At 67.0% G+C, this 21,786-nt stretch carries 22 protein-coding genes, 1 other RNA gene and 1 pseudogene; 15 read left to right on the forward strand and 9 right to left on the reverse strand.

What is annotated here, in order from left to right; translation table 11 throughout:
• Positions 1 to 67: 67 nt before the first annotated feature.
• The 3 genes from GV792_RS14325 to GV792_RS14335 all read right to left on the reverse strand — a co-directional run bounded on the left by GV792_RS14325 (position 68) and on the right by GV792_RS14335 (position 2,975).
• Entirely contained in the window at positions 68 to 946 is an 879-nt protein-coding gene (locus GV792_RS14325) for a mechanosensitive ion channel family protein (protein ID WP_163824591.1), read from the reverse strand.
• Complete coding sequence (gene prfB, locus GV792_RS14330; protein WP_163824592.1) at positions 946 to 2,061, reverse strand: peptide chain release factor 2; 1,116 nt, start codon at positions 2,059 to 2,061, stop codon at positions 946 to 948. Before prfB ends, GV792_RS14325 begins: the two co-directional genes overlap by 1 nt.
• A 62-nt stretch (positions 2,062 to 2,123) precedes the next feature.
• A complete protein-coding gene (locus GV792_RS14335; protein WP_163824593.1) occupies positions 2,124 to 2,975 on the reverse strand; it encodes a helix-turn-helix domain-containing protein in 852 nt (283 codons plus the stop codon).
• Positions 2,976 to 3,118: 143 nt separating this feature from the next.
• Between GV792_RS14335 and GV792_RS14340 the strand changes: the two genes are divergently transcribed.
• Positions 3,119 to 3,712 (forward strand): NADPH-dependent FMN reductase, encoded by a 594-nt coding sequence (locus GV792_RS14340; RefSeq protein ID WP_163824594.1) that lies wholly within the window; start codon positions 3,119 to 3,121, stop codon positions 3,710 to 3,712.
• Between the two features lie 178 nt (positions 3,713 to 3,890).
• Entirely contained in the window at positions 3,891 to 4,676 is a 786-nt protein-coding gene (hisN, locus tag GV792_RS14345) for a histidinol-phosphatase (RefSeq protein ID WP_163824595.1), read from the forward strand.
• Positions 4,677 to 4,703: 27 nt separating this feature from the next.
• Here the strand turns inward: hisN and GV792_RS14350 are convergent, their stop codons facing one another.
• On the reverse strand, positions 4,704 to 5,675 hold the full coding sequence (locus GV792_RS14350) for an SMP-30/gluconolactonase/LRE family protein (RefSeq protein WP_163824596.1): 972 nt from the start codon (positions 5,673 to 5,675) through the stop codon (positions 4,704 to 4,706).
• Positions 5,676 to 5,931: 256 nt separating this feature from the next.
• On the opposite strand from GV792_RS14350, the gene recQ reads away from it, so the two are divergent.
• The 8 genes from recQ to GV792_RS14390 all read left to right on the forward strand — a co-directional run bounded on the left by recQ (position 5,932) and on the right by GV792_RS14390 (position 14,028).
• Positions 5,932 to 7,809, forward strand: a complete 1,878-nt coding sequence (gene recQ / locus GV792_RS14355) for a DNA helicase RecQ (protein WP_218581199.1) — start codon at positions 5,932 to 5,934, stop codon at positions 7,807 to 7,809.
• 233 nt (positions 7,810 to 8,042) lie between these two features.
• Positions 8,043 to 9,152, forward strand: a complete 1,110-nt coding sequence (locus tag GV792_RS14360; RefSeq protein ID WP_163824597.1) for a metallophosphoesterase — start codon at positions 8,043 to 8,045, stop codon at positions 9,150 to 9,152.
• A 132-nt stretch (positions 9,153 to 9,284) separates the two neighbouring features.
• Positions 9,285 to 9,524, forward strand: a complete 240-nt coding sequence (locus GV792_RS14365) for a hypothetical protein (RefSeq protein WP_163824598.1) — start codon at positions 9,285 to 9,287, stop codon at positions 9,522 to 9,524.
• A gap of 115 nt (positions 9,525 to 9,639) precedes the next feature.
• A complete protein-coding gene (locus GV792_RS14370) occupies positions 9,640 to 10,131 on the forward strand; it encodes a MarR family winged helix-turn-helix transcriptional regulator (protein WP_163824599.1) in 492 nt (163 codons plus the stop codon).
• Positions 10,124 to 11,767, forward strand: coding sequence for an MDR family MFS transporter (locus GV792_RS14375; RefSeq protein ID WP_256673820.1), 1,644 nt, complete (start codon positions 10,124 to 10,126; stop codon positions 11,765 to 11,767). Before GV792_RS14370 ends, GV792_RS14375 begins: the two co-directional genes overlap by 8 nt.
• Positions 11,768 to 11,873: 106 nt before the next feature.
• Positions 11,874 to 12,350, forward strand: a complete 477-nt coding sequence (gene smpB, locus GV792_RS14380) for an SsrA-binding protein SmpB (protein WP_036538887.1) — start codon at positions 11,874 to 11,876, stop codon at positions 12,348 to 12,350.
• A gap of 87 nt (positions 12,351 to 12,437) precedes the next feature.
• Positions 12,438 to 12,806, forward strand: a transfer-messenger RNA (tmRNA) gene (gene ssrA, locus GV792_RS14385).
• Between the two features lie 298 nt (positions 12,807 to 13,104).
• Positions 13,105 to 14,028 (forward strand): ADP-ribosylglycohydrolase family protein, encoded by a 924-nt coding sequence (locus tag GV792_RS14390; protein WP_163824600.1) that lies wholly within the window; start codon positions 13,105 to 13,107, stop codon positions 14,026 to 14,028.
• A 138-nt stretch (positions 14,029 to 14,166) separates the two neighbouring features.
• Here GV792_RS14390 and GV792_RS14395 read toward each other — a convergent pair whose 3' ends face one another.
• The 5 genes and pseudogenes from GV792_RS14395 to GV792_RS14415 all read right to left on the reverse strand — a co-directional run bounded on the left by GV792_RS14395 (position 14,167) and on the right by GV792_RS14415 (position 18,188).
• Complete coding sequence (locus GV792_RS14395; RefSeq protein ID WP_163824601.1) at positions 14,167 to 15,336, reverse strand: serine hydrolase domain-containing protein; 1,170 nt, start codon at positions 15,334 to 15,336, stop codon at positions 14,167 to 14,169.
• Positions 15,337 to 15,433: 97 nt separating this feature from the next.
• Positions 15,434 to 15,559 (reverse strand): annotated as a pseudogene (locus GV792_RS14400) (DUF899 domain-containing protein); the annotation flags it as partial.
• Between the two features lie 83 nt (positions 15,560 to 15,642).
• The gene (locus GV792_RS14405) at positions 15,643 to 16,104 is read right to left on the reverse strand and encodes a DUF5666 domain-containing protein (RefSeq protein ID WP_163824602.1); all 462 of its coding nucleotides are present in this window, start codon (positions 16,102 to 16,104) and stop codon (positions 15,643 to 15,645) included.
• Between the two features lie 291 nt (positions 16,105 to 16,395).
• Positions 16,396 to 16,593, reverse strand: a complete 198-nt coding sequence (locus tag GV792_RS14410; RefSeq protein ID WP_163824603.1) for a hypothetical protein — start codon at positions 16,591 to 16,593, stop codon at positions 16,396 to 16,398.
• Positions 16,594 to 16,841: 248 nt separating this feature from the next.
• Positions 16,842 to 18,188: a lipase family protein gene (locus GV792_RS14415; RefSeq protein WP_163824604.1), complete on the reverse strand. Its 1,347-nt coding sequence runs from the start codon at positions 18,186 to 18,188 to the stop codon at positions 16,842 to 16,844.
• A 190-nt stretch (positions 18,189 to 18,378) separates the two neighbouring features.
• Between GV792_RS14415 and GV792_RS14420 the strand changes: the two genes are divergently transcribed.
• The 5 genes from GV792_RS14420 (at position 18,379) to GV792_RS14440 (ending at position 21,710) form a co-directional block, all read left to right on the forward strand.
• Positions 18,379 to 19,581, forward strand: a complete 1,203-nt coding sequence (locus GV792_RS14420) for a PucR family transcriptional regulator (protein ID WP_163824605.1) — start codon at positions 18,379 to 18,381, stop codon at positions 19,579 to 19,581.
• 218 nt (positions 19,582 to 19,799) lie between these two features.
• Positions 19,800 to 20,360 (forward strand): RNA polymerase sigma factor, encoded by a 561-nt coding sequence (locus GV792_RS14425; protein ID WP_175583215.1) that lies wholly within the window; start codon positions 19,800 to 19,802, stop codon positions 20,358 to 20,360.
• On the forward strand, positions 20,351 to 21,025 hold the full coding sequence (locus tag GV792_RS14430) for an Asp23/Gls24 family envelope stress response protein (protein ID WP_256670553.1): 675 nt from the start codon (positions 20,351 to 20,353) through the stop codon (positions 21,023 to 21,025). The genes GV792_RS14425 and GV792_RS14430 overlap by 10 nt, the downstream gene beginning before the upstream one ends.
• Positions 21,022 to 21,393, forward strand: coding sequence for an Asp23/Gls24 family envelope stress response protein (locus GV792_RS14435; RefSeq protein WP_163824607.1), 372 nt, complete (start codon positions 21,022 to 21,024; stop codon positions 21,391 to 21,393). The genes GV792_RS14430 and GV792_RS14435 overlap by 4 nt, the downstream gene beginning before the upstream one ends.
• On the forward strand, positions 21,393 to 21,710 hold the full coding sequence (locus GV792_RS14440; RefSeq protein ID WP_163824608.1) for a hypothetical protein: 318 nt from the start codon (positions 21,393 to 21,395) through the stop codon (positions 21,708 to 21,710). The genes GV792_RS14435 and GV792_RS14440 overlap by 1 nt, the downstream gene beginning before the upstream one ends.
• The last annotated feature ends 76 nt before the right edge of the window (positions 21,711 to 21,786 follow it).

Consider the following 21,786-nt stretch of genomic DNA (forward strand, 5'->3'; position numbering starts at 1 on the left):
GTCGGGTTTGACGAACAGATACAGCAGGAATGTGGCGACCCAACTCCCCATCAGGATCGCCGTTGATTTACGCGGTCTCACTGATACCTTCCCGGCGCAGCGCGGCGGCTACCCGTACCCGCAGCTCACGTCCGACTTCGAATTGCTTACCAGGCAGGGTGCGGGCGACCATTCGGATGTTCATCTGATCGACCGTGAGATCTTCCACACCCATGACCGTCGGCTCATCGAGCAGCAATGGTTCGAGCCTGCGGTCACGGTAGGCCTCTTCGCCCACCTTGTGCAGTATCTCGTTGACCCGGGTGATGTCAGCGCTGGCCGAGACCGGGACGTCGATCGCCGCACGCGCCCAATCTTTCGACAGATTCGTGACTTTCACAATCTGGCCGTTCGGCACGATGATCACCTGGCCGTCGGCGTCACGCAGTGTGGTGATCCGCAGCGTGACGTCCTCGACCGTGCCTTCGGCCGAATCGGCAGCGCCGGTGACGTTGATGCGGACCACGTCACCGAACCCGTACTGCCGCTCGGTGATCAGGAAGAACCCGGCGAGGATGTCCTGAACGATGCGCTGGGCGCCGAAGCCGAGAGCCGCGCCGAGGACCGCGGCCGGAGCGACGAGCCCGGTCACCGCGAACCCCAGTTTCTGCAGCACCTCCATGCCGACCAGCACGTAGACGATGGTCAGCACCACCCAGGTGACGACCTGGGCCAGCGCATGCCGATGCTTGGCCGCCTCGGTGCGCACCAAGGCATCGCTGCTCTGGAAGCCGGCGTCGATCTTGCTGGTGACGCGGTCGCGCAGGAACGTCGCGAACCGGCTGAACAGCACGGCGCCCAGGATAAGCAGCACGATCTCCAGACCGGACGAACGCAACCACGGGGTGACGTCGGCGGAGATCGACAGCGCGTGGATCCCCGAACTCTGGATCCCCGAGTCGAACATCAGTTGGCCTGCTCCCGCATTCTCCAGCGGATCCCGGATTCGATGAACGCGTCGATATCACCGTCGAGGACCGCGGACGGATTGTTGACCTCGTAGTTGGTGCGCAGATCCTTGACCATCTGGTAAGGGTGCAGCACGTAGGAGCGCATCTGGTTACCCCAGGACGCGCCCTCGTTGGTCTTGAGCGCATCCATCTGGGCACGCTCTTCCTGCCGTTTGCGTTCGAGCAGCTTGGCCTGCAGCACGCGCATCGCCGAGATCTTGTTCTGCAGCTGGGATTTCTCGTTCTGGCAGGTGACAACGATGCCGGTAGGAATATGCGTCAGGCGCACCGCGGAGTCGGTGGTGTTGACGCTCTGACCACCCGGGCCGGAGGAGCGGTACACGTCGACGCGGACCTCGCCCTCGGGGATCTCGATATGGTCGGTGGTCTCGACGACCGGGAGCACCTCGACCTCGGCGAAGGAGGTCTGGCGACGGCCCTGGTTGTCGAACGGGCTGATCCGCACCAGCCGGTGCGTACCCATCTCCACCGAGAGCGTGCCGTAAGCATAGGGCGACTTCACCGCGAAGGTGGCGCTCTTGATGCCCGCCTCTTCGGCGTAGGAGGTGTCGTAGACCTCGACCGCGTACTTGTGCCGATCGGCCCAGCGGATGTACATGCGCATCAGCATCTCGGCCCAGTCGGCGGCGTCCACGCCACCGGCACCGGAACGAATGTTGACCAGCGCCTCACGCTTGTCGTATTCGCCCGAGAGCAGCGTGCGGACCTCCATGGCCTCGACATCGGCGTGCAACGCCGAGCGTTCGGCGTCGGCCTCGGCCAGCGCGGCGGTCATCGCCTCGCCTTCCTCGCCTTCGGCCAGCTCGTAGAGGACCGGCAGGTCTTCCAGCCGCTGGCGCAGGTCCTCGACCCGGCGCAGCTCGCCCTGGGCGTGCGACAGCTCGCTGGTGACCTGCTGCGCGTGGTCCTGGTTGTTCCACAGATCAGGGTCGGCCGCCTGATGCTCGAGTTCATCGATGCGGCGGCGTAGTTCCTCGATGTCGAGGACCGACTCGACCGTTTTGAGCGTGGTGTCGAGTTCGGCTAGATCGGCGGATACGTCGGGATGCACGATGTCCAAGGCTACCGGGCGGGTGCGGCGCGGTGAAACCGCACGGCAGCTGGGCTCGCCCGCTATCCGGAGACGGCGCGCAAACCGCCGGGGCGGCGACCGTTGAGGGCGTCGAGGGCCGCGGCGGTGGCAGCGTCGGCGGGGAGGTAGATGATGAGCTGCTGGTCGTCATCGGCGGGCAAATCCAGTGTTTCGTAGGCCATCCGCAGCCCACCTGCCTCGGGGTGCTGCATCCGGGTGATCCCGGTGACAGGGGGCAGATTCGGCACGGTATCCACGCGGTCGGTGAACGCGGCACCCGCGGTGATGGTCAGGCGGTCGGCCAGGGCGTCGATATGGGGATCGGCGCGGAACGGGCCCTGTTTCAGGGTGGCGACCAGATGGTCGGCGACGCGGTCCCAGTCGGGGTAGAAGTCCTTGGCACGCGGGTCGGTGAACGCGAAGCCTGCGAGGTCGGGCAGTTCGTCGTCCAGCTGGCCGGAGCCGCGCATCAGCGTGCGGTAGCCCTCGGTGCAGGCCAGGATCTCGGTGAGCCTGTTGACCACGATCGCCGCTGCCGGGTCCAGTTGCTCGAGAATGCCGCGCACCGTCGGCCGCAGCGCGCGGTTCGGCTGCGCACCGCCCATGCAGGTGAATCCGGAATCGGCCTTGGTGAGCCGGTAGAGATGGACCCGCTCACTCGCGGTGAGGTTCAAGACGTCGGCCAGCGCCGACAGCACCGGAGGTGAAGGGTTGCGGTCGCGTCCCTGCTCGAGGCGGGTCAGGTATTCCACGCTCACGCCGGCCAGCGTGGCCAGCTCCGAGCGGCGCAGACCAGGGGTACGGCGCCGCGGGCCGGTCGGCAGACCGACCTCGGCGGGAGTGACCGCCTCGCGCCGGGTGCGCAGGAACAGGCCCATTTCGTTGGTGCTCACCTGCTCAAGGTAACCAGCTTCCCGGTAGCGAGGGTGGCCCCCGCACTACCACCCTCCGCGCGGTCTTCATCGGGGTTCGGATCTCGATCAAGGTTGTTGACGAGCGACCGACACGGTCGCACTTCGATCAGAAGGAGAACGACATGACCTCGCCACTGAAGCTCGCGGTGATCATCGGCAGCGTCCGGGACGGACGGTTCGGCCCGGTGGTGGCGTCCTGGTTCGCCGGCCAGGCCCGCGCGCACGGCGGATACGACGTCGACGTGATCGACCTCGCCGACTACGAGATCCCGATGGAGCTGCCCGCCGTTCCGCCGGCGATGGATCCGGATCCGGCGCGGCCCGCCGGGATGACCGAACTGACCGAGCGGCTCTCGGCCGCCGACGCGTACGTCATCGTGACCCCCGACTACAACCGCAGCTTCCCAGCCTCGCTCAAGGCCGCCATCGACTGGCATTTCACCCAGTGGAGCGGCAAGACCATCGGGTTCGTCGGTTACAGCGGCGGCAGCGGCGGGCTGCTCGCCATCGAAGGCCTGCGGCAGGTGTTCAACGAGCTCGATGCCCACACCCTGCGTGAATATGTGTCGTTCCCGCGCTACTACATGCTCTTCGACGAGAACGGATCGCTGCGTGATCCGGAGGAGCCGGGGCGCGCTGCGCAGACGATGCTGGATCGGCTGCACTGGTGGGCGACGGCGTTGACGGCGGCGCGATCGGTTGCGGTTGCCGCCTGAGGTGCGGGTCGGCCCGCGCGGACATCGTAGGAACAGCCGGTCGCCGGGGCCACAAGGATGCGGCTCCGACGGCCGGTGTCCGTCGGGTCGCCATGTCGGCGCGAGGCAGGGTGGCCTACATCGCCGGTGGCGTCGCCGCAGTGCCGGGCGAGGATGAAACAACGGATAAGGTTTTGAGGTGGCTGCGCACACTTCCGATCTCGAACTGGCCCTGCGACTCGCCGATGCCGCCGATGCGATCACCAAGGAACGTTTCGGTGCGCTCGACCTGAAGGTCGATGCCAAACCGGATCTGACGCCAGTGTCGGATGCGGACCTGGCGGTGGAGCGGCGGATCCGGCAGATGCTCGAACATGAGCGGCCACAGGATTCGGTGCTGGGGGAGGAGTTCGGCGGCGACGCCGAGTTCACCGGCAGACAGTGGGTGATCGACCCGATCGACGGCACCAAGAACTTTGTGCGCCGCGTCCCGGTGTGGGCGACGCTCATCGCATTGCTCGAAGACGGTGTGCCGGTGGTCGGTGTGGTGAGTGCACCGGCATTGGCGCGGCGGTGGTGGGCTGCCACGGGTTCGGGCGCCTGGTCCAGCTTCCATCCCGGCGCGCCTAAGCCGATCACCGTGTCTGCCGTCGCCGAGCTGGACTCGGCCAGCCTGGCCTTCTCCAGCCTGTCCGGCTGGCGCGACCGTGGCATGCGGGAAAAATTCATCGACGTCACCGACGAGGTGTGGCGCGTGCGCGGCTACGGCGACTTCCTCAACTATTGCCTGGTCGCCGAGGGTGCGGTGGATATCGCCACCGAACCCGAGGTCTCCCTGTGGGACCTGGCCGCCCTCGACATCCTGGTCCGTGAGGCCGGTGGCGCCTTCACCTCCCTCGACGGCAAGTCCGGTCCGCACGGCGGGGACGCAGTCGCCACCAACGGACACCTGCACCAACAGATCCTCGACCGCCTGCGCCCCTGACCTACCGGCGAATCAACGGCGTCGGCCCTACCGCTTGGTGGGGTCGGCGGGGGTGAGGTCGACGTCCGCGGGTGGGCGTAGGCGGCGGAGGGTGCCGTCCATGCTGGTGATGAACAGTGACCAGGAGGTGCCGTCGCGGGCGATGCGGACCGAAGTGGTCCCGTCGGGTGGGACGCGGATCGGGTCGGGGCGTTTGATGAGGCCAGAGATGATGGCGCAGCTGGAACCGGTGGCGGTGTCGACGCGATAGATGGCGCCGACTGCGTGGTCGGCGACGAAGAGGTCGCCGTCGCGAGTGGCTTCCATATCGTCGGGCATCGAGATCAGGTCGGGGATGCCTGCCACCACGGTGGCCTTGGCAGGTGCGTCGAGCGGGATGCGGAAGATGCGCATGGTCAGGTTGTCGGTGAAGATCGACGTGCCATCCGGCGCCAGTGCCAGGCCGTTGGTCAGCGGCAGGGGCGACCAGGTCTTGGTGTACTCACCGGTCGAGGGCCGGTAGCGGGAGATGCCGGTGGGTGTGCCCTGCGCGCCGATATTGGTGAACAGTAGGTCGCCGTCGGGGAGCAGTAGCAGGCCATTGGGTCCGTTGAGATCAGTGAGCAGGACTGTGGTGGCGCCGGTGTCGATGTCGTAGCGCTGCAAGGTGCCCGGCGCGGCGTCGAGCCCGTCGCCGGTCAGGAAGTACACCGAACGCCCGGCGATCCGTACGCCCGCGGGTTTGTCGAGCCCGGTCACCAGCTTCTCGAACCTGCCGTCGGCTGATATATGGGCGAGGTAGCCATCGACGATGCCGGTGACGTAGAACCCGCCCGCGCCGTCGGAGTCCAGGTTCTCCAGATTGCCGACGCCCTCGACGAGGGTGGTGGCCTCCCATCCCTGCGCGCACATCGTCGGAAACGTCTGCGCGTGTGCAGGGCCCGCGGTCGCGAGCCCTGTCGCCACCGTGATGGCGAGCAACGCCGACCAGGTGCGGGTTCTCCCCATCCCGAATGTCATGTCGGACAACCTAACAGCCGCCGATCGTGGGTGCCCGGCGCCGAATACGGTACGTCGGTATCGGCTCGAGGGTGCTCATACGAAAGGCGTGAGACCTCCTGAGCTGCGCATATGTCGAGAATGCCCGGATAACGACGGTTGTTTGTGGCAGGAGGCGTGACGCTCCAGGAGCGACGTTGTCCACATGTGCGCAACTTCCGATTCCGGCCCAGGTCGCCTCGGAGGCGACCCGCGACTGTCGGGCTGTCCTCGTAGGATGGGCCGCGTGGAAGCACCCGACACCCCCACCGCCGTAGACCACACCGTCATCGGTGCCGAACCCGATGCGGCACAACAGGTTCTACGCCGGGTGTTCGGCTACGACAGTTTCCGTGGCGATCAGCAAGGCATCGTCGACCACGTGGTGGGCGGCGGTGACGCCCTGGTTCTGATGCCGACCGGCGGTGGGAAATCGCTGTGCTATCAGGTGCCCGCGCTGGTGCGTCCGGGCGTCGGTGTCGTGGTGTCGCCGCTGATCGCGCTCATGCAGGACCAGGTCGATGCGCTGAGCGCCCTCGGTGTGCGGGCCGGATTCCTCAATTCGACCCAGAACCCGGACGAGCGCCGCATGGTGGAGGCACAGTACATCGCGGGCGAGCTCGACCTGCTGTACCTGGCGCCGGAACGGCTGCGCCTGGAATCCACCGCCAGGTTGCTCGACCGCGGCCGCATCGCGCTGTTCGCCATCGATGAGGCGCACTGTGTATCGCAATGGGGTCATGACTTCCGCCCCGACTACCTGGCGTTGTCGCTTGTGCACGAGCGTTGGCCGGATGTCCCGCGCATCGCGCTCACCGCTACCGCCACCGAGAAGACCCGCGATGAGATCATCGAGCGGCTCGATCTGGGCGGGGCCCGCCGATTCGTGGCGAGCTTCGACCGCCCCAACATCCAGTACCGCATCGAGCCCAAGAACCGGCCCGACCGTCAGCTGCTTGATTTCATCCGCACCGAACACGCCGGTGACGCGGGCATCGTCTACTGCCTGTCCCGTAATTCGGTGGAGAAGACCGCGGCCTTCCTCACCGAGAACGGCATCCGGGCAGTGCCATACCACGCGGGCCTCGACAACCGCACTCGCGCCGAGAACCAGTCGCGGTTCCTGCGCGAAGACGGACTCGTTGTGGTCGCCACCATTGCTTTCGGGATGGGGATCGACAAGCCGGACGTCCGGTTCGTCGCCCACCTCGACCTGCCCAAATCGGTCGAGGGCTACTACCAGGAAACCGGCCGCGCGGGCCGCGACGGGCAGCCCTCCACTGCGTGGATGGTCTACGGCCTCAACGACGTGGTGCAGCAGCGCAAACTCATCGATGCCTCCGACGGCGACGCAGCCCATCGCAGGCAGCTGCAACTGCATCTGGACGCGATGCTGGCGCTGTGCGAGACGGTGAGCTGCCGGCGCACCCAGCTACTCGCCTATTTCGGGCAGCGTGGAGAACCCTGCGGCAACTGCGACACCTGTCTGACGCCGCCCGAATCCTGGGACGGCACCGTCGCGGCGCAGAAGCTGTTGTCGACGGTGCTGCGGTTGAAACGTGAGCGCGGGCAGAGTTTCGGCGCGGGCCATCTGATCGACATCCTGCTCGGTAAGAAGAACCCGAAGGTGCTCCAGCACGACCACCACGAGCTCTCCGTGTTCGGTGTCGGTACCGACCTGCGCGATGTCGAATGGCGCGGTGTGGTGCGACAGTCGCTGGCCCAAGGCCTGCTGGCGGTGCACGGCGAGTACGGCGTGCTCACACTCACCGAGGCCGGTGACGGCGTGCTGTTCGACGGCCAGAAGGTGCTGATGCGCCGCGAACCCGAGCGGGCGGAGCCCACCCGAGCGCGCTCGGCGAAGTCAGCGAAGAATCCGCCCGCCGATCTCGCGCCCGGCGATGTCGCGTTGTTCGAGAAGCTGCGGGAATGGCGGGCCGCCACCGCCAAGGAGCAGGGCGTGCCCGCCTATGTCGTCTTCCACGACGCCACCCTGCGCGATATCGCGGCCCGCAAACCGGCCGATCTGACCGGTCTCGGCGCCGTCGGGGGAGTGGGTGAGAACAAGCTCGCCAAATACGGCGAGCAGGTGCTCGAGGTTCTAGCGGCGCAGTGAGCGCGGTTGTCCCGGGCCTGTCATCGGGGTCGGCCCGCGTCGCATCGGGAAGCGCGTTGATGCTCAGCGATGTAGTCAACTGCGACAGGAATGTGAAATCTCGACCCCTCAGATCGACCGGCCGGGTCGTGTAGTCCAGGATGACTGGCGGAGCTTCATCGGACCAAGCCACGGATCCAGCGGACAGTAGACGGAGGCACAGCATGAGCGGGTCGGCACCCGGAGGCGGAAACATGCGTGACCACGGCGATCGGCCCGATAACGGCAGCTCACCCGGCATCGGGCGGCGAGAGCTACTGACCGGTGCGGCCGCTGCGGCTGCCGGGCTTACTCTGGTAGGGCTCAGCCCCGCCCAGGCCGTACCCGTGGCGGAGGGCCTCACCAAGTTCGCCTTCCCGTCCGGCGGCGACCGTGTCCGGGTGGTCGTCACCGGGGACGCCGGCACCGGCACGCGGTCCCAATGGGCAGTCGCCGACGCCATCCGCGCATTCCACCGTCGCGAACCCTTCGGCATGGCGCTCGGGCTCGGCGACAATATCTACGAAAGCGGCCCGAACGGCGACGGGGATCCGCAGTTCGCCGAGAAGTTCGAAAACCCCAATACCGGGCTGGATTTCCCGTGGGCGATGGTCCTCGGCAATCACGACAACAGCTCGGTCCTACCCGGCGACGGCGGCTGGCTGCTACGCGGCGATCACGAGGTGCGCTATCACGCGAACTCCCCGCGGTGGTGGATGCCGAGCCGCTACTACTCGGTGCGCGTGCCCGAACACAATCCGGTGGTCGAGTTCTTCGTGCTCGACGTCAACCCGCTCGCGGCCTACCTGCCACCCCTGTTCGCGCCGTACTGGGCCGTCGATGGCCAGTTCATGAACGAGCAGCGTGCCTGGCTCGACCGTGCCATCGCGGAATCGCCGGCCACCTGGAAGATCGCCTGCACCCACCACCCGTACCTGAACAACGGGCCGCACGGTGATGCCGGACATTACGAGGGGCTGCCCATCGAGCCGATCAACGGCGTGCATGTGAAGCGGTTCTTCGACGATCATGTGATCGGCCGCTGCCACCTGATCCTGTCCGGTCATGATCATTCGCTACAGGTCTTGGAACAAAAACCCGAGATGAAGGGCACCCGCCAGATCGTCTCCGGCGCCGCGGCCAAGACCGTCGGTGCACAGCCTCGGGCCCTGCCGGACACGGCCCACAGCGCGCAGTTCCAGAGTTTCCACCAGTTGGGTTTCATGGTCCTCGACCTGGCGCCGAGCTCAGTCGGTCTGCGGGTGCACACGGTCGACCCGGCTTCCGGCGCATCCACCGAGGAGTTCCGCCGCCGGATCGCCTGACGGCCTCAGTCATTCTCTGACACCGCCTGGGTCGGCTCAGCGGGCGAGAACCAGCCTCGGCCTGGTCTGCGGACGCGCCGCCTCTGCCCTGAATTCCGGCGCACCGCGCGCGTGGGGGTTACCGTGCACGCCATGGCATCCGGTGACGGCACCGAAAACGGCGAGGTCTCGGGCGGCTCGTCGAACTCCGAAGCGCCAGATGCGGCGCCCGCGACGCATCGTCGCCACGACCCCGCCGTCGAGACCGTCTGGTTGGGTCGCCGCCGTCTCGAACCACGCCGCCACCCCGGATGGCCGCGGGTCTCCACGATCGCGCTGACCATCGTGTTCGTCGCGCTTCTCGTGCTCTACGTGACACTGCGCCCGAGCTGAATCGGCGTACCGACGCGAAATGTGATCCAGCGTGCCCCGAGATTAGTTGATTAGCGAAAGCAACTAATATAAAGTTGCTTACCGCAAGCAATCATTCTCGTGTTGGGAGTCCGACATGGCAGTGTCACCCGATACCGCCCAGGACCTGACCAGGGAGCTCTACCTCATGGGCCGCGCGATCCGCGCGGCCATCGCTCATCCAGAGGAAGGGCAGCTGCTCTCTGGCGCCATCGGCGTCCTGGTGGTGCTGGAGGGCGCGGGCCTCATTCGTCAGGTCGACCTGGCCTCGCATCTGTGCATCAGCCCCTCGGCGTTGAGTCGCCAGGTCACCGAGCTCGTCACGGCGGGATACATCAGCAGGCGGGCGGACCCGAAAGACGGGCGCGCCACCCTGCTCGAGGTGACCGAAGAAGGCCACGATCTGCTGCGGCGCGTGCGTGCCTCGCGGGCTCGTCGTCTGCAGGCGGTCCTTGCCGACTGGGACGAGAGCGAGGCCGCACAGGCGTGCGCTGCCATCGAAAAACTCAGAAACGCGCTGGTCGCGCGCGTCCAGCACACCATGGCCGACAGGCCGGTTATCCAAGAGAGTCAGGAAGTAGATGTCTGAATCAACCGAGGCGGTGACCCAGCGGGACCCATACGCGATGACCCATCGCGAAGTCCTCGAAGCAATGACCGGCCTGCTGGCGGCGCTGTTCACGGCGCTGCTCAGCACGACGATCGTGGCGACCGCGCTGCCGACCATCATCGGTGACCTGCAGGGCTCCCAGACCGCGTACGCCTGGGTCATCACCGCCGCGCTGCTGGCCACCGCGGCCTCCACCCCGATCTGGGGCAAGCTCGCCGACCTGTTCAACAAGAAGACGCTGGTCCAGGTATCCATTGTCATCTTCGTGGCGGGCTCCGTGCTCGCCGGTTTCGCCCACAATGTGGATCTGCTGCTGGCGGCACGCGTCGTCCAGGGCATCGGTATGGGCGGCCTGACCGCGCTCGTGCAGGCCATCATCGGCAGCATCGTCGCGCCCCGCGAACGTGGCCGGTACTCCGGGTACATGGGAGCGGTCATGGCGGTGTCGATGTCGGGTGGCCCCATCCTCGGCGGCGTGATCGTCGACAGCCCGCTCGGCTGGCGCTGGTGCTTCTTCGTCTGCGTGCCGCTGGCCGTCATCGCGCTCGCCCTGCTGCACCGCACCCTGCGCCTGCCGACCGAACGCAAGGACGACGTGTCCATCGACTGGCTCGGCGCCGTGCTCTTGACCGCTGGAGTGTCGATCCTGCTGATCTGGGTGTCCTTCGCGGGCAAGGCCGACTACTACGACTGGTTCTCCCGCGAATCGGCGATCTACGTCGGTGTCGGTGTGTTGCTGCTGGCCGCCACCGTCTGGGTCGAGTCGAAGGCGAAGTCGCCGATCATTCCGCTGCCGATCGTCACCGAACGCACCACCGGTCTGGCCATCATCGCCTCTATCGCCGTCGGCGTCGGGATGTTCGGTGCGACCACCTTCCTCGGTCAGTACTTCCAGACCGCGCGCGGCTACTCGCCGACCGTGGCTGGCATGCTGACCATCCCAATGGTCGCGGGCATGCTGATCGCGTCGGTCGGCTCCGGCCAGCTGATCACCCGGTTCGGTAAGTGGAAGGGCTTCGTCGTCGGGGGTGCGCTGGTGCTGGTGGCAGGCTTCGGGCTGCTGTCCACACTCGATCACGCGACGAACCTGTGGCTGGTCGCCGTCTACATCACGATCGTCGGCCTCGGCGTCGGCAGTCTGATGCAGAACCTGGTGCTCGCCGTGCAGAACACAGTCAGCGTGCACAACATCGGTTCCGCATCGAGTGCCGTTGCCTTCTTCCGGACCTTCGGCGGCGCGATCGGTGTGTCGGTGCTCGGTTCGGTGCTGGCCACCCGGGTGGGCGACCTGTCGGCCGAAGGGTTCGCGAAACTGGGCTTGCATCCGACGTCCTCCGGCGGCAGCAACCTCGATCTCGGCGCGCTACCCGAGCCGATCGCGATGATCGTGCGCACCGCCTACGGCGACGCGACGGGGCGCATCTTCCTGATCGCCGCGTTCGCCACCGTGGTCGCCCTGGTCGCAACCCTGCTCCTGCCGAACCGTCCATTGCGCACCACGATCGATATCGATCCCGCGCTGGACCCGATGCGCGATTGCGAGGAGGCGAACGCGGACGCCGCCGATCTCGTCGCCGATCCGGCGAAGCAGCCCGAACGAGTTCTGCAGAAGTAACCTCGGCACGCGTGGGGCAGGCTCCGGTTCCCGGGGCCTGCCTCGCCGTCTGTACCGTATCGACCTGGGAATAATCCGGTTGCGCTATCGCTTTAAGGTTGTCGTTATGAAGGAGAAGGGGCGCAAGGTCATCGCGACCAACCGCAAAGCGCGGCACAACTACACGATCCTCGATGTGTACGAGGCCGGGATCGCGCTGGTCGGTACCGAGGTCAAGAGCCTGCGCGAGGGCAAGGCATCGCTGGTCGACGCCTTCGCCACGGTCGACAACGGCGAAGTGTGGTTGCGCGGCCTGCACATCCCGGAGTTCAGCCACGGCACCTGGACCAACCACTCGCCGCGGCGGGTGCGCAAACTGTTGCTGCACAAGCGTGAGATCGAACGACTGGTCGGCAAATCACGCGAAGGCAACCAGACGCTGGTGCCGCTGTCGATGTACTTCTCCGACGGCAAGGTGAAGGTCGAACTCGCCTTGGCCCGAGGTAAGCAGGACTACGACAAACGCCAGGACCTCGCCCGCCGCACCGCGGAGCGCGAAGTCACCCGTGAGCTCGGCCGCCGGGTCAAGGGGATGAGCCGTTGATCGGCCCCGCGAGGCGCCGGAAAATGGGAATGAACACCGATCGGTGAGGTGTTAACATGACTAGCCCGGCAAGGTGCCGGGACGTACGGGGCTGAACGGTTTCGACTGCGTACGTTGATTCAGGGGAAGCGTGTCGGTGCAGGCAAGAGACCACCGTAAGCGTCGTTGCAACCAATTAAGCGCCGATTCTCATCAGCGCGAGTACGCTCTCGCTGCCTAAGCGAAGCGTCTCTGTCGGCCCGGGATATCGCCCTCGGTCCCGGTGCCGGCATCAGCTAGAGGGCTCACCGTTCTACTCGGTCGCGGAGTGGAACGGGACAACTCACAGCGACTGGGATCGTCATCTCGGCTTGTTCGCGTGACTGAGAGATCCGAGTAGAGACACAGCGAACTGCACACGGAGAAGCCCTGAAGACACGACGGAGGACCCGGGTTCGATTCCCGGCAGCTCCACCAACCGGAGGCGAGTGCTCGGCAGAGCACTCGCCTTTTTGGTGGAGCTGAGTGTTCAAGAACTCGGGCAACTGGATGATCCTCGTTCAGCTCCAGCCAACCGTCGACAAGCACCTCAACGACACCGGCCCCACAGGAGATCGCCTGAACCGGATCGGCGGGTGGGGTCGTCGTACCCGCGCGACCGGTCCGTCGTGCCCACATTTTCGCTCACGATTTCGCCGCACCGGTTGATTCAGGTGGACCAAGGTGACCACCTGACGGTTTTCGAAGTAGCCTGTGGTTCGGCAAGATCAGACCCATGAACGCCGACCGCCGCACCCGTGCCGTCGCGTCGCTGCACGGCGTGGCCGTCGGCGACGGATTCGGCTCATCTTTCTTCGTCCCCGGCAACTTCGGGGGCCTGCACACCCGCACCCTGCCGCGCGCGCCGTGGTTCTGGACCGACGACACCGAGATGGCGTGTTCGGTGTACGCGGTGCTGGACCGACGCCAGCGCATCGACCAGGATGCGCTGGCCGCGTCCTTCGCCAGGCACCACGATTTCGATCGCGGCTACGGCGCCGGGGTGAACCGCATGCTGCGCCTGATCCGCCAGGAGAACGGTGACTGGCGCCAGCTGGCCGGTGCCGCTTTCGACGGGCACGGATCCTGGGGCAACGGCGGCGCCATGCGGGTCGCACCACTGGGCGCGTTCTTCGCCGGTGACCTCGATCGGGTCGCGCATGAGGCCGCGCTGTCGGCGGAGGTCACCCACACCCACCCCGAGGGTGTGGCGGGTGCGATCGCGGTGGCGGTGGCCGCCGCCCTCGATCTGCGCGGCGCCGACCTGCTGGCCGCGGTCGCCGAGTACACGCCGCCGGGTCTGGTCCGCGACGGCATCGAGACCGCTGCGGGGCTGCTGCATCTCGCTGATTCTCGAAGTGCGGCAGCCACACTCGGCACCGGGCGCGAAGTTTCCGCGCCGGATACCGTACCGCTCTGCCTGTGGGTAGTCGCGAAGTATCCCTACGATTTCGCCGAGGCGCTGTGGGCCACCGCGCTGGCCTCCGACGACGTGGACACAACCTGCGCCATCGTCGGCGGCGTTCTCGCCGCCCGCCTCGGCATCGAGGTGATCCCGGCGGAATGGCTCCGCAGCTGTGAACCGCTCCCGAAATGGGCAGATGTCCCAGCCGGAAAGATCGAGATGTGGTCCGGCTGGAGCGGTTGGGCCGCCGACTGAACCGCACGTTCCGGAACGCCATCGCGAGCAGTGGCACGTCGCCGTAACTGTCGCGTAAACGACTCTGCGCAGCCCGGTAGGACCCGCGTCGTCGTTGATCGGCAATGAGCGGCACGCTCGGCGGCAACTATTCGCTGCTCATGGAGCTGTCGGTGGGCGGTCGGGGACGAGTAGGGCGCCGATTTGTCTGCCGATGTCGATGGCGTTGTTGCGGTCGGCGTCGGAAGTGGGGCCGAGGGTTACGTAGGCGACGACGGTGGTTGCGGTCTTGGTGTCGTAGTAGGCGACGCCGTTGTAGCCGCCGTAGGCGGGGTTCATGAACAGCCAATCGCCCAGGTGGACCACGCCGAAGGCGAAGTACTTCTCGGGGGTGAGCGGGCCGAGGCCGGCGGTCGAGGGCTCCATCATCCGCTGGAACTGGTCGGGGGTCAGCAGTTCACCGGTGCCGAGTGCGCGCACCCAGCGGCCGACATCGGCGACGGTGGAGTTCATGTTGCCGCTGTGCAGGAATGCGGTCGGGTTCCAGAATGTCGAGTCCTCGAACACGTTTCGTTCGTTGGTGTAGCCGTGCAGGATCGGGCTATCGATCTGCGGGTCGAGCACCACCTCGGTCGCGCGCATGCCGAGCGGGTCGAGGATGTGTTCGGTGATCAACTCGCCCAACGGTTTACCGGTCGCCTTCTGCAGCACCTCGCCGAGCACCACCAGATCGCTGTGCGCGTAGGCGAAGCTGGTGCCCGGCGGGAACAGGGGCGGTCGGGCGTTGGCGCGGGCGATCAGTTCGTCGGCCGTCCAGGTGCGGAAGGGGTTGTCGCCGAAGATCCTCAGGAACTCGGGCTCGGTCACATAGTCGGAGATGCCGGAGGTGCTGTCGGCGAGCATGCGCGGGGTGATCGCGTCGGCGCGGGGGAATTCGGGCAGCCAGCGAGCGATCGGTTCGTCGAGCGGCAGCACACCCTCGCCGTCGAGGCGCCATAACACCGTCGACAGCATTGGTTCCATCGGCTGGCCGACGCGCAGTCGCATGTCGGCGGTCGCGGGCATGCCGAGCGGTGAATCGCCGAGCGCACCGAGGGCGATCTGTTCGTCACCGCGCCACACACCGAACACCGCGGAGCTGAGGTCGAGTTCGGTCATCTCGTCGCGCACGATGTCGATGATCTTCGCGGCTTCGGGACTGTCGGCTGGCGTGGTCGTACTCGACCCGGTGTCCCGGTCCGTGCCACACGCGGCGATGGTGAATGCAAGCACGATCGCAAGCACCGCACACGCTCTGCGGTGCCGCCGAAACCGGAACGACACGCTCATGACGGCGATCCCTTCGTGGCGGAAAACGGCCCGAGCAGCGTCCTAGCAATCTACGCTGCCCCTGTCCACCTCCGGTAGAGGGCGCTCGAGCGGTGGCGCCAATCCGCCGCTCGTAGGCGAGCGCCTCATCCATCGGTCCCTGGGTGACGATCACGAACCCGGCGTCATAGTTCTCGAGGAACCGCAGACGGGTGAACTGGGAAGTGAAGCTGGTGCAACCGCCGACCCCTCCGGCCCACTGAACTCATCGGTGCCCCGGCCGCTAACGGCACGCCGTGACCGCTGTCCCGGACGGCGGGACAACGGTCACCGGGTGAAGTCGAGTCCGGCGCCGGCGATGAACGTGGCGGTGAGAGAACCGTCGGGGTGTTTCGTCCCGTAGGCCGCGACGACGGCGCCCTGCGAGATGTCGGCGACGCGGGAACCGAAGAGGACCTGGACCTTGGTGGTGGGGGTGGTGTGGACGGTGGTTTTCGTGCCGAAGAGACTTTCTACCTGCAGTGTGCTGCCGTCGGTGGCGGCGACTCTGCCGACGGCGATCATCCGGCCCGATGCGGCCACGGGCGGGGGCTCCGGGGCGGGTGCCTGCGTGGCGGCGGCGGGAGGAGGGTCGACCTCCGGTGGGGGCGTGGTCGGTGTGCGATCGCCGGTGAAGAGGGCGATGAGCATCGCCAACAGGGCGATCACCGTGGCAGTTCCGCCGACCAGCAGGTTCGATTCGCTGTGTGGGGTGCTTCGGGTCGAGTCGGATGCGGCGGGCTGCGGCATGATTCGATCAGGAGGGGAACAGGAGACGTCCGGGCGGGCGCTGGGGGGCGGCGCCTGGACAAGGCGGGACCACGGCGTGCTCGGATGGGACATAGGTCACAGCGTAAGGCGTACTCGCGGGTACCTATCGCCACTGGCGGTGAGCGGCCGCCGTCGGGATAACCTTCACGGTTCCCTTGGACGAGTTCAGGTTTCGCAGTGTCGGGTGTACTGCCACTGCGGGCCGTCGGCGGGTCTCCGCGCCGATGGCCGACGCACGCAGCGCCCGGACTCGGATGGCTCGAGCCGGCGTCAGCGCGCCGGCCGCAGGATCCGCAAGGTGATGACGAGCCCGATGACAAGGGCGATGGCGGAGGTGAGGGCGGTGCTCAGGGTGTGGGTGAGGGTGGCGATTCCGGCGGTGAAAATGAGGCAGGTGGCGATGGCCAGCAGTGCGGTGCCCCATTCCATGCCGACGATCCGGGTGGTTCGGTGACGCATTGCTGTCATGACCGGGGAGTACCCGGCCGCTCCAGCAATCAAACCGTTATCGCCTGCCGGATGTCCGTTATGTACCGCTATCTGCGGTTTGTTCAGGCCGTTCTCTCGGTGGAAAACCATGATCGAGCCTTTCTCGGCGTTGATCGCACCCCGTGGGTGGTCTACCGATAACGACCCGGCAACGGCTCGGATGGCACGCGGCAAACAATGAGACAACCGTCACTTCGGGCAGGTGGGCCCGATGAGCCGCCCGGTGATCAGCCCTGGTGAGGGATCGGGCGAGCGGCCATCATCCGCAGCACCTGAGCGGCGAACCGGCGCAATCCGCGCGCAGATCTGCGGCCGCGAGCAACCGACCAGACGTCGGTGGTGGTGGGAACCCCGAGCGCATGCCCGGTGAAGCGATCGTCGAGCCAGTCGGCCATGGTTGGTGTGCCGAGGAACTCCAGCGGCAGATGCAGGGCGAGGCGATCACGCAGGTAGTACACCTGTGCGCCGGCCGCACGATAGCGGGCGACGAGGGCGTCCACATCGGCGACGGCAATGACTTCATCGGGGATCGCCTGCAGAATCAGCATCGGCGCCTTGGGCGCGGTGCCGCCGGGCCGGATGTGGTCGAAAACCGCCTGGAGTTGTGGTTGTTCGACCAACTCGGCAATACCGCGGTCGCTGTGCCGGTCGACGTTCTTGCGTGCGAACTTGGCCAGCAACGGGAAAGTCGCCCGCGATTCGGCCTCGGTGAGCAGGCGCAGGAATCCGGGATGGAGCCGATCGGCGAGCAGCGCCCCCAATTCCGGGTAGGCGCGGCGCAATCCGGCGGTGTACACCGCGGCGAACCCCGCGTACATCGTCCCGTTCAACCGGACGAACGCGGCCGCGGGATCGCCGACCGGTGACCCGGCGACGGCCCCGACGATGTCGATATCGGGCGCATAGTCGGCAGCCACTTCCGCCGCCCACGCCGTCGCCAGCCCGCCACCGGAATAGCCCCACAGGCCGACGGGTGTCGCGGCGGACAGGCCGAGTGGCGCGAAATCCAATGCCGCGCGGACCCCGTCGAGCGTGCGATATCCGGGTTCGCGGCCTGCTCCGAAGTGACCGCGCATCCCCTCGTGGTCGGGGACGGAGACAGCCCAGCCCCGGGCCAGCGCATGGGCGATGAGCGGGAATTCGAGCTGCGGAATCGCGCCGAACACCCGTGCTCCGCGACGTAACGCATACGACGGAAAGCAGGTGGAAGCGACGGCGTCGATGGCGCATTGAAACGAGACGAGCGGCCGGCCGATGCTGGGTTCGGCGCCGTGGGGAAGTAGCACGGTCGTCAGTGCGACTTCGGCGTCGCCGTGCCGATCGCTGGTGCGGTAGAGCAGCTGCCATGCCCGCATGCGCTGCGGGATCCGGCCGAACCACGCCAATTCCACTGTGCGGGAGCGGATGACCGTGCCCGGGGCGGTCGCGGCGAAGTTCGGGGGCGGCACACAGAACGGGTCGTGCTCGACGCGTACCGGCGGCCCGGAGTCCGGATACGGATCCGCTCGGCCCGCATACCCGCGGGTCCGGTGGTGCCACTCGCCCCCAGCTCGAAACGCCGCCTCGGTACTCATCGCGGTGATCCTTCCGAGGCGAAGTCGAGCTGTCGGCACAAATCTAGGTCGGTGCCGGGCAGCCCGTCACTACGTCGGCGGTACCAAGTGTTCGCGTCGGACTTGTCTCCGAAGACAGATTGTTGGGCATCGTTCGTCTTCGTGACCGGCGGAATTGCTGAAGCCCTAGTCGTCAGTAACAATCCGCGGCATGGTTGTCGATCTTCCTCCGCTGGCCGGGGACGCCGCGATTCTCGATCGACTCGGTCGTGGGCTGCCCGATATCGCCGGTCGCATGCTCGCGGCCGGACTCGGTTCGACACCACCCGCCGCGGACCTTCCCGACGACCACTTTCACGAAGTCGTACCGGCGATCCTGGCGTGCGGACACGCCTTCCTCCGGGCATTGCGCGAAGAACGTGAGTTCACCGATGCGGAAGTAGCGTTCCATGTCGCGCCGGTGGTGCACCGTCATGCGGCCGAACGGATCCCGCTGCGCCTGCTGGTGGATGCCATGCACGGTTCGGCGCAGCAACTGCTCAGGGAGTCGGCTCGTTCGGCCACCGCGGATGAGCTGGACGATCTGGTCGCCTTCGGCGCGCACCTGCTCGACCTGCTGCGCCGCATCAATATCGTGGTGTACGAGGCATATTCGGAACTCGAGCAATCGGTGTACCAGCCGGATCGCGAGGCTCGGCGCGCACTGTGTTCGGCACTGTTGCATGGTCTTCCGGTTGCCGAGCTCGCCGCGCGCGCGGATATCGCGCTGGCGGAGGACTATCGGGTGCTCGCGATCCTGCTCCGGCCCGAGGAGCAGTCCGCGCAGGTGGCAACCATGATTGCCCGGCGCAGGATGCGCGTATTGCAGTCGATCCTCGATGATCTCGTCGGTGCCGGGGCCTTGCACACGTTCGACGGGTCCGCGGGAATTGTCCTGCTGCCCAGTTCCGGCGCGCCCGACCTTGCCGGTCGCCTGTCACTCGCCACCGCCGGACGCATGGGCGGACCGGTCTTCCTCGCCGACGCGGGCACCGTCACCCGGGCGGACCTGCCTGACGCCGCCGCCGAGGTCGCCGAGCTCGCCGAGCTGGCCCGCGCACTCGGCCGACCGGCCGGGGTCTACCGTCTCGACGACCTGCTCCTGGAGTACCAGCTCACCCGTCCCGGCCGGGCCCGTGACCGGCTCGCCGGTCGCATCGAACCACTGTCGGCTCGCCCGCACCTGCTGGCGGCGCTTGACGCCTACCTGCGGCACGGCACCGACCGTAAATCCGCCGCCGCCGAGGTCCACGTCCACCCGAACACCTTCAGCTATCGGATGCGCCGGATCGCCGAACTCACCGGCCTCGATCCCGCCGACCCCACCGACACCCGGCTGCTCGCCGCGGCGCTGACTGTCGATCGGGCGGGTTGACTCGCACGCCGCATCGCCGACTCACCGCGCCTCGACCTGGCTGGACCGACCGACACCCGGCGGTTCGCGGCGGCGCTTATCGCTGATCGGTCCGGTTGACCCCATCGCAGGATCGCCAGGGACTTCTATTTCCACCACTGAGACGACGATCACGGGATAATCGACCGTGACGAATCCCCATGCGCGGTGTCCAACACAGGAGCGGCGAGGAGGTGGGTGTGACCGCGACCGAGACGACGACCGTGCCGGACGATGCGACCCTGGTCAGTCGGTCGAAGGACGGTGACGTCCGGGCCTATGAACAGCTGGTGCTGCGGTATCAGGGGCAGATGTTCCGGCTCGCGTCCAAGATGCTCGCTGACCGTGCCGAGGCGGAGGACGTGGTGCAGGAGGTCTTCCTCGCGGCCTGGCGGCGGTTGCGGCAGCTCAACGACGACGCGGCATTCGTCGGCTGGCTGTACCGGATGACGACCAACCGGTGCCTGAACGTGATCCGCGGCCGTCGCCCGCATGTCGAGGTGGATCTGGACCTGACCGAATCACCGCGTTCGGATATCCAGCCCGAGCACGCCACCCAAGTGAATACCCAGCTCGAAGCGCTCACTGCGGCGCTACAGGATCTGACGCCCGAACAGCGGGCCTGCTGGCTGCTGCGCGAAGTGCACGGCCTGTCGTATGAAGAGATCGGAGACGTTGTCGGCGCGAAAACCACCGCGGTCCGCGGTCGCATTGCCCGCGCGCGAGCCCAACTGTCCGAGGTGATGAAGCCATGGCGGTGAACGAGACGACCGAGCAGGACTATGTCCTGCCGTGCGGCCGTGAACTGGAACAGGTGTGGGACCGGCTCGACGCCGTCGAGGCCGGCCACGCCGATGAACATGAGCTGAGCTGCCCGCATTGCGCGGCCGCACGCGACAGCTTGCTGGCGCTTCGCGCGGCGACCAGGCAGATGATCGAGGAACCGGTGCCGCCGCCGGACTTGGTTGGTCGGATCATGTCGGCGGTGCGGGCCGAGGTCCGCCGTGGTCGCACGCTGGACGTGCCGACGCCGGAGCCCGGCGCGGTGGAGGTGAGCGAGCAGGCGGTGAGCACGGTGCTGCGGTACGCCGCCGATTCGGTGCCGGGCGTGCGCGCGCGTCGCTGCCGGGTGCGTCCGGCGGGAGTCGGCGCGGATGGCGAGCATGTGGTGGATGTGGATCTATCGATTGCGGTGCGCTTCGGCCCGACGGCGGTGGCCGAGTTGATGTCGATCGTGCGCGAACGTGTCACCGCGGCACTCCCCGCCCGCATCGGGTTGATCCTGCACCGGCTCGATCTGACCATCGTCGATATCTATGAGGATCCGTCGGCCGGATGGGCCACCGCAGACGGGAACGTGGCCGCCGACGATGGTTCCCTCGAAAGGGACCCGAGCGCGGAGGAATCCGGGGGAGACCAGCCATGACCGGTCCGGTATCAGTGCTCATCGAAACCCCGGTCGTGGCAGCCGTCGCCGCGTACGCCGCCCGCTCCACGCCCGGTGTGGTGCGGCTGGAACCGGGCGTGCGTGGCCTGGTCACCACCTTGGTGCGGGCAGGCAGGCAGCGCTGGCTCGCCACGGACCCTGCGCCCTCGGAGGGCGTGCGTGTGCGACGCACGGAGATGGGGCGCCTGCTGGTTCAGGTCGATGTCGTGATCTCGGGCGACCGTCACGCGGGCGAGGTCGGCCGTGCCGTGCAGCGAGAAGTGGCGGCGGTGGTGCGCGCGCAGACCGGACAGGACGTGGACGAGGTCGTCGTGTCGATTCTCGATATCGAACCGGAGCCGCGCTGATGGCGGACGAGGAAACCATCGACAAGATCATCGGTGCGGTCGAAGGAATCTCCGGACTGCGGCCCGCGACACCGATCGTGCGTGAGAACGCGAGCTGGTGGCCGTGGGACGCCCGCACCTACGCGGTCGATGTCACCGATGACGCCGTGCAGGTCAGGGTCGTCGCGGCCGCACTGCCACTACCTCCGCTACTCGATCTCGCGAGCGAGGCGATTCGGCCCGTCCTGACGGGTACTCCATGGGAGCAGGCCACGCTGCGGCTAGTGGTCACCGAGCTCGACGCGGCCGCTTTCGCCGAGGAAGGAACTGTGGGCTGAGCCAGAGGGCCCGCCCGTGACGAGCACGCGGATCGGGTGTCGATCAGAGTGCGGGACCGAATCCGCTGCATCCCAA

This window comes from Nocardia cyriacigeorgica (assembly GCF_010868145.1).
In the GTDB taxonomy this organism is placed as follows: domain Bacteria; phylum Actinomycetota; class Actinomycetes; order Mycobacteriales; family Mycobacteriaceae; genus Nocardia; species Nocardia cyriacigeorgica_D.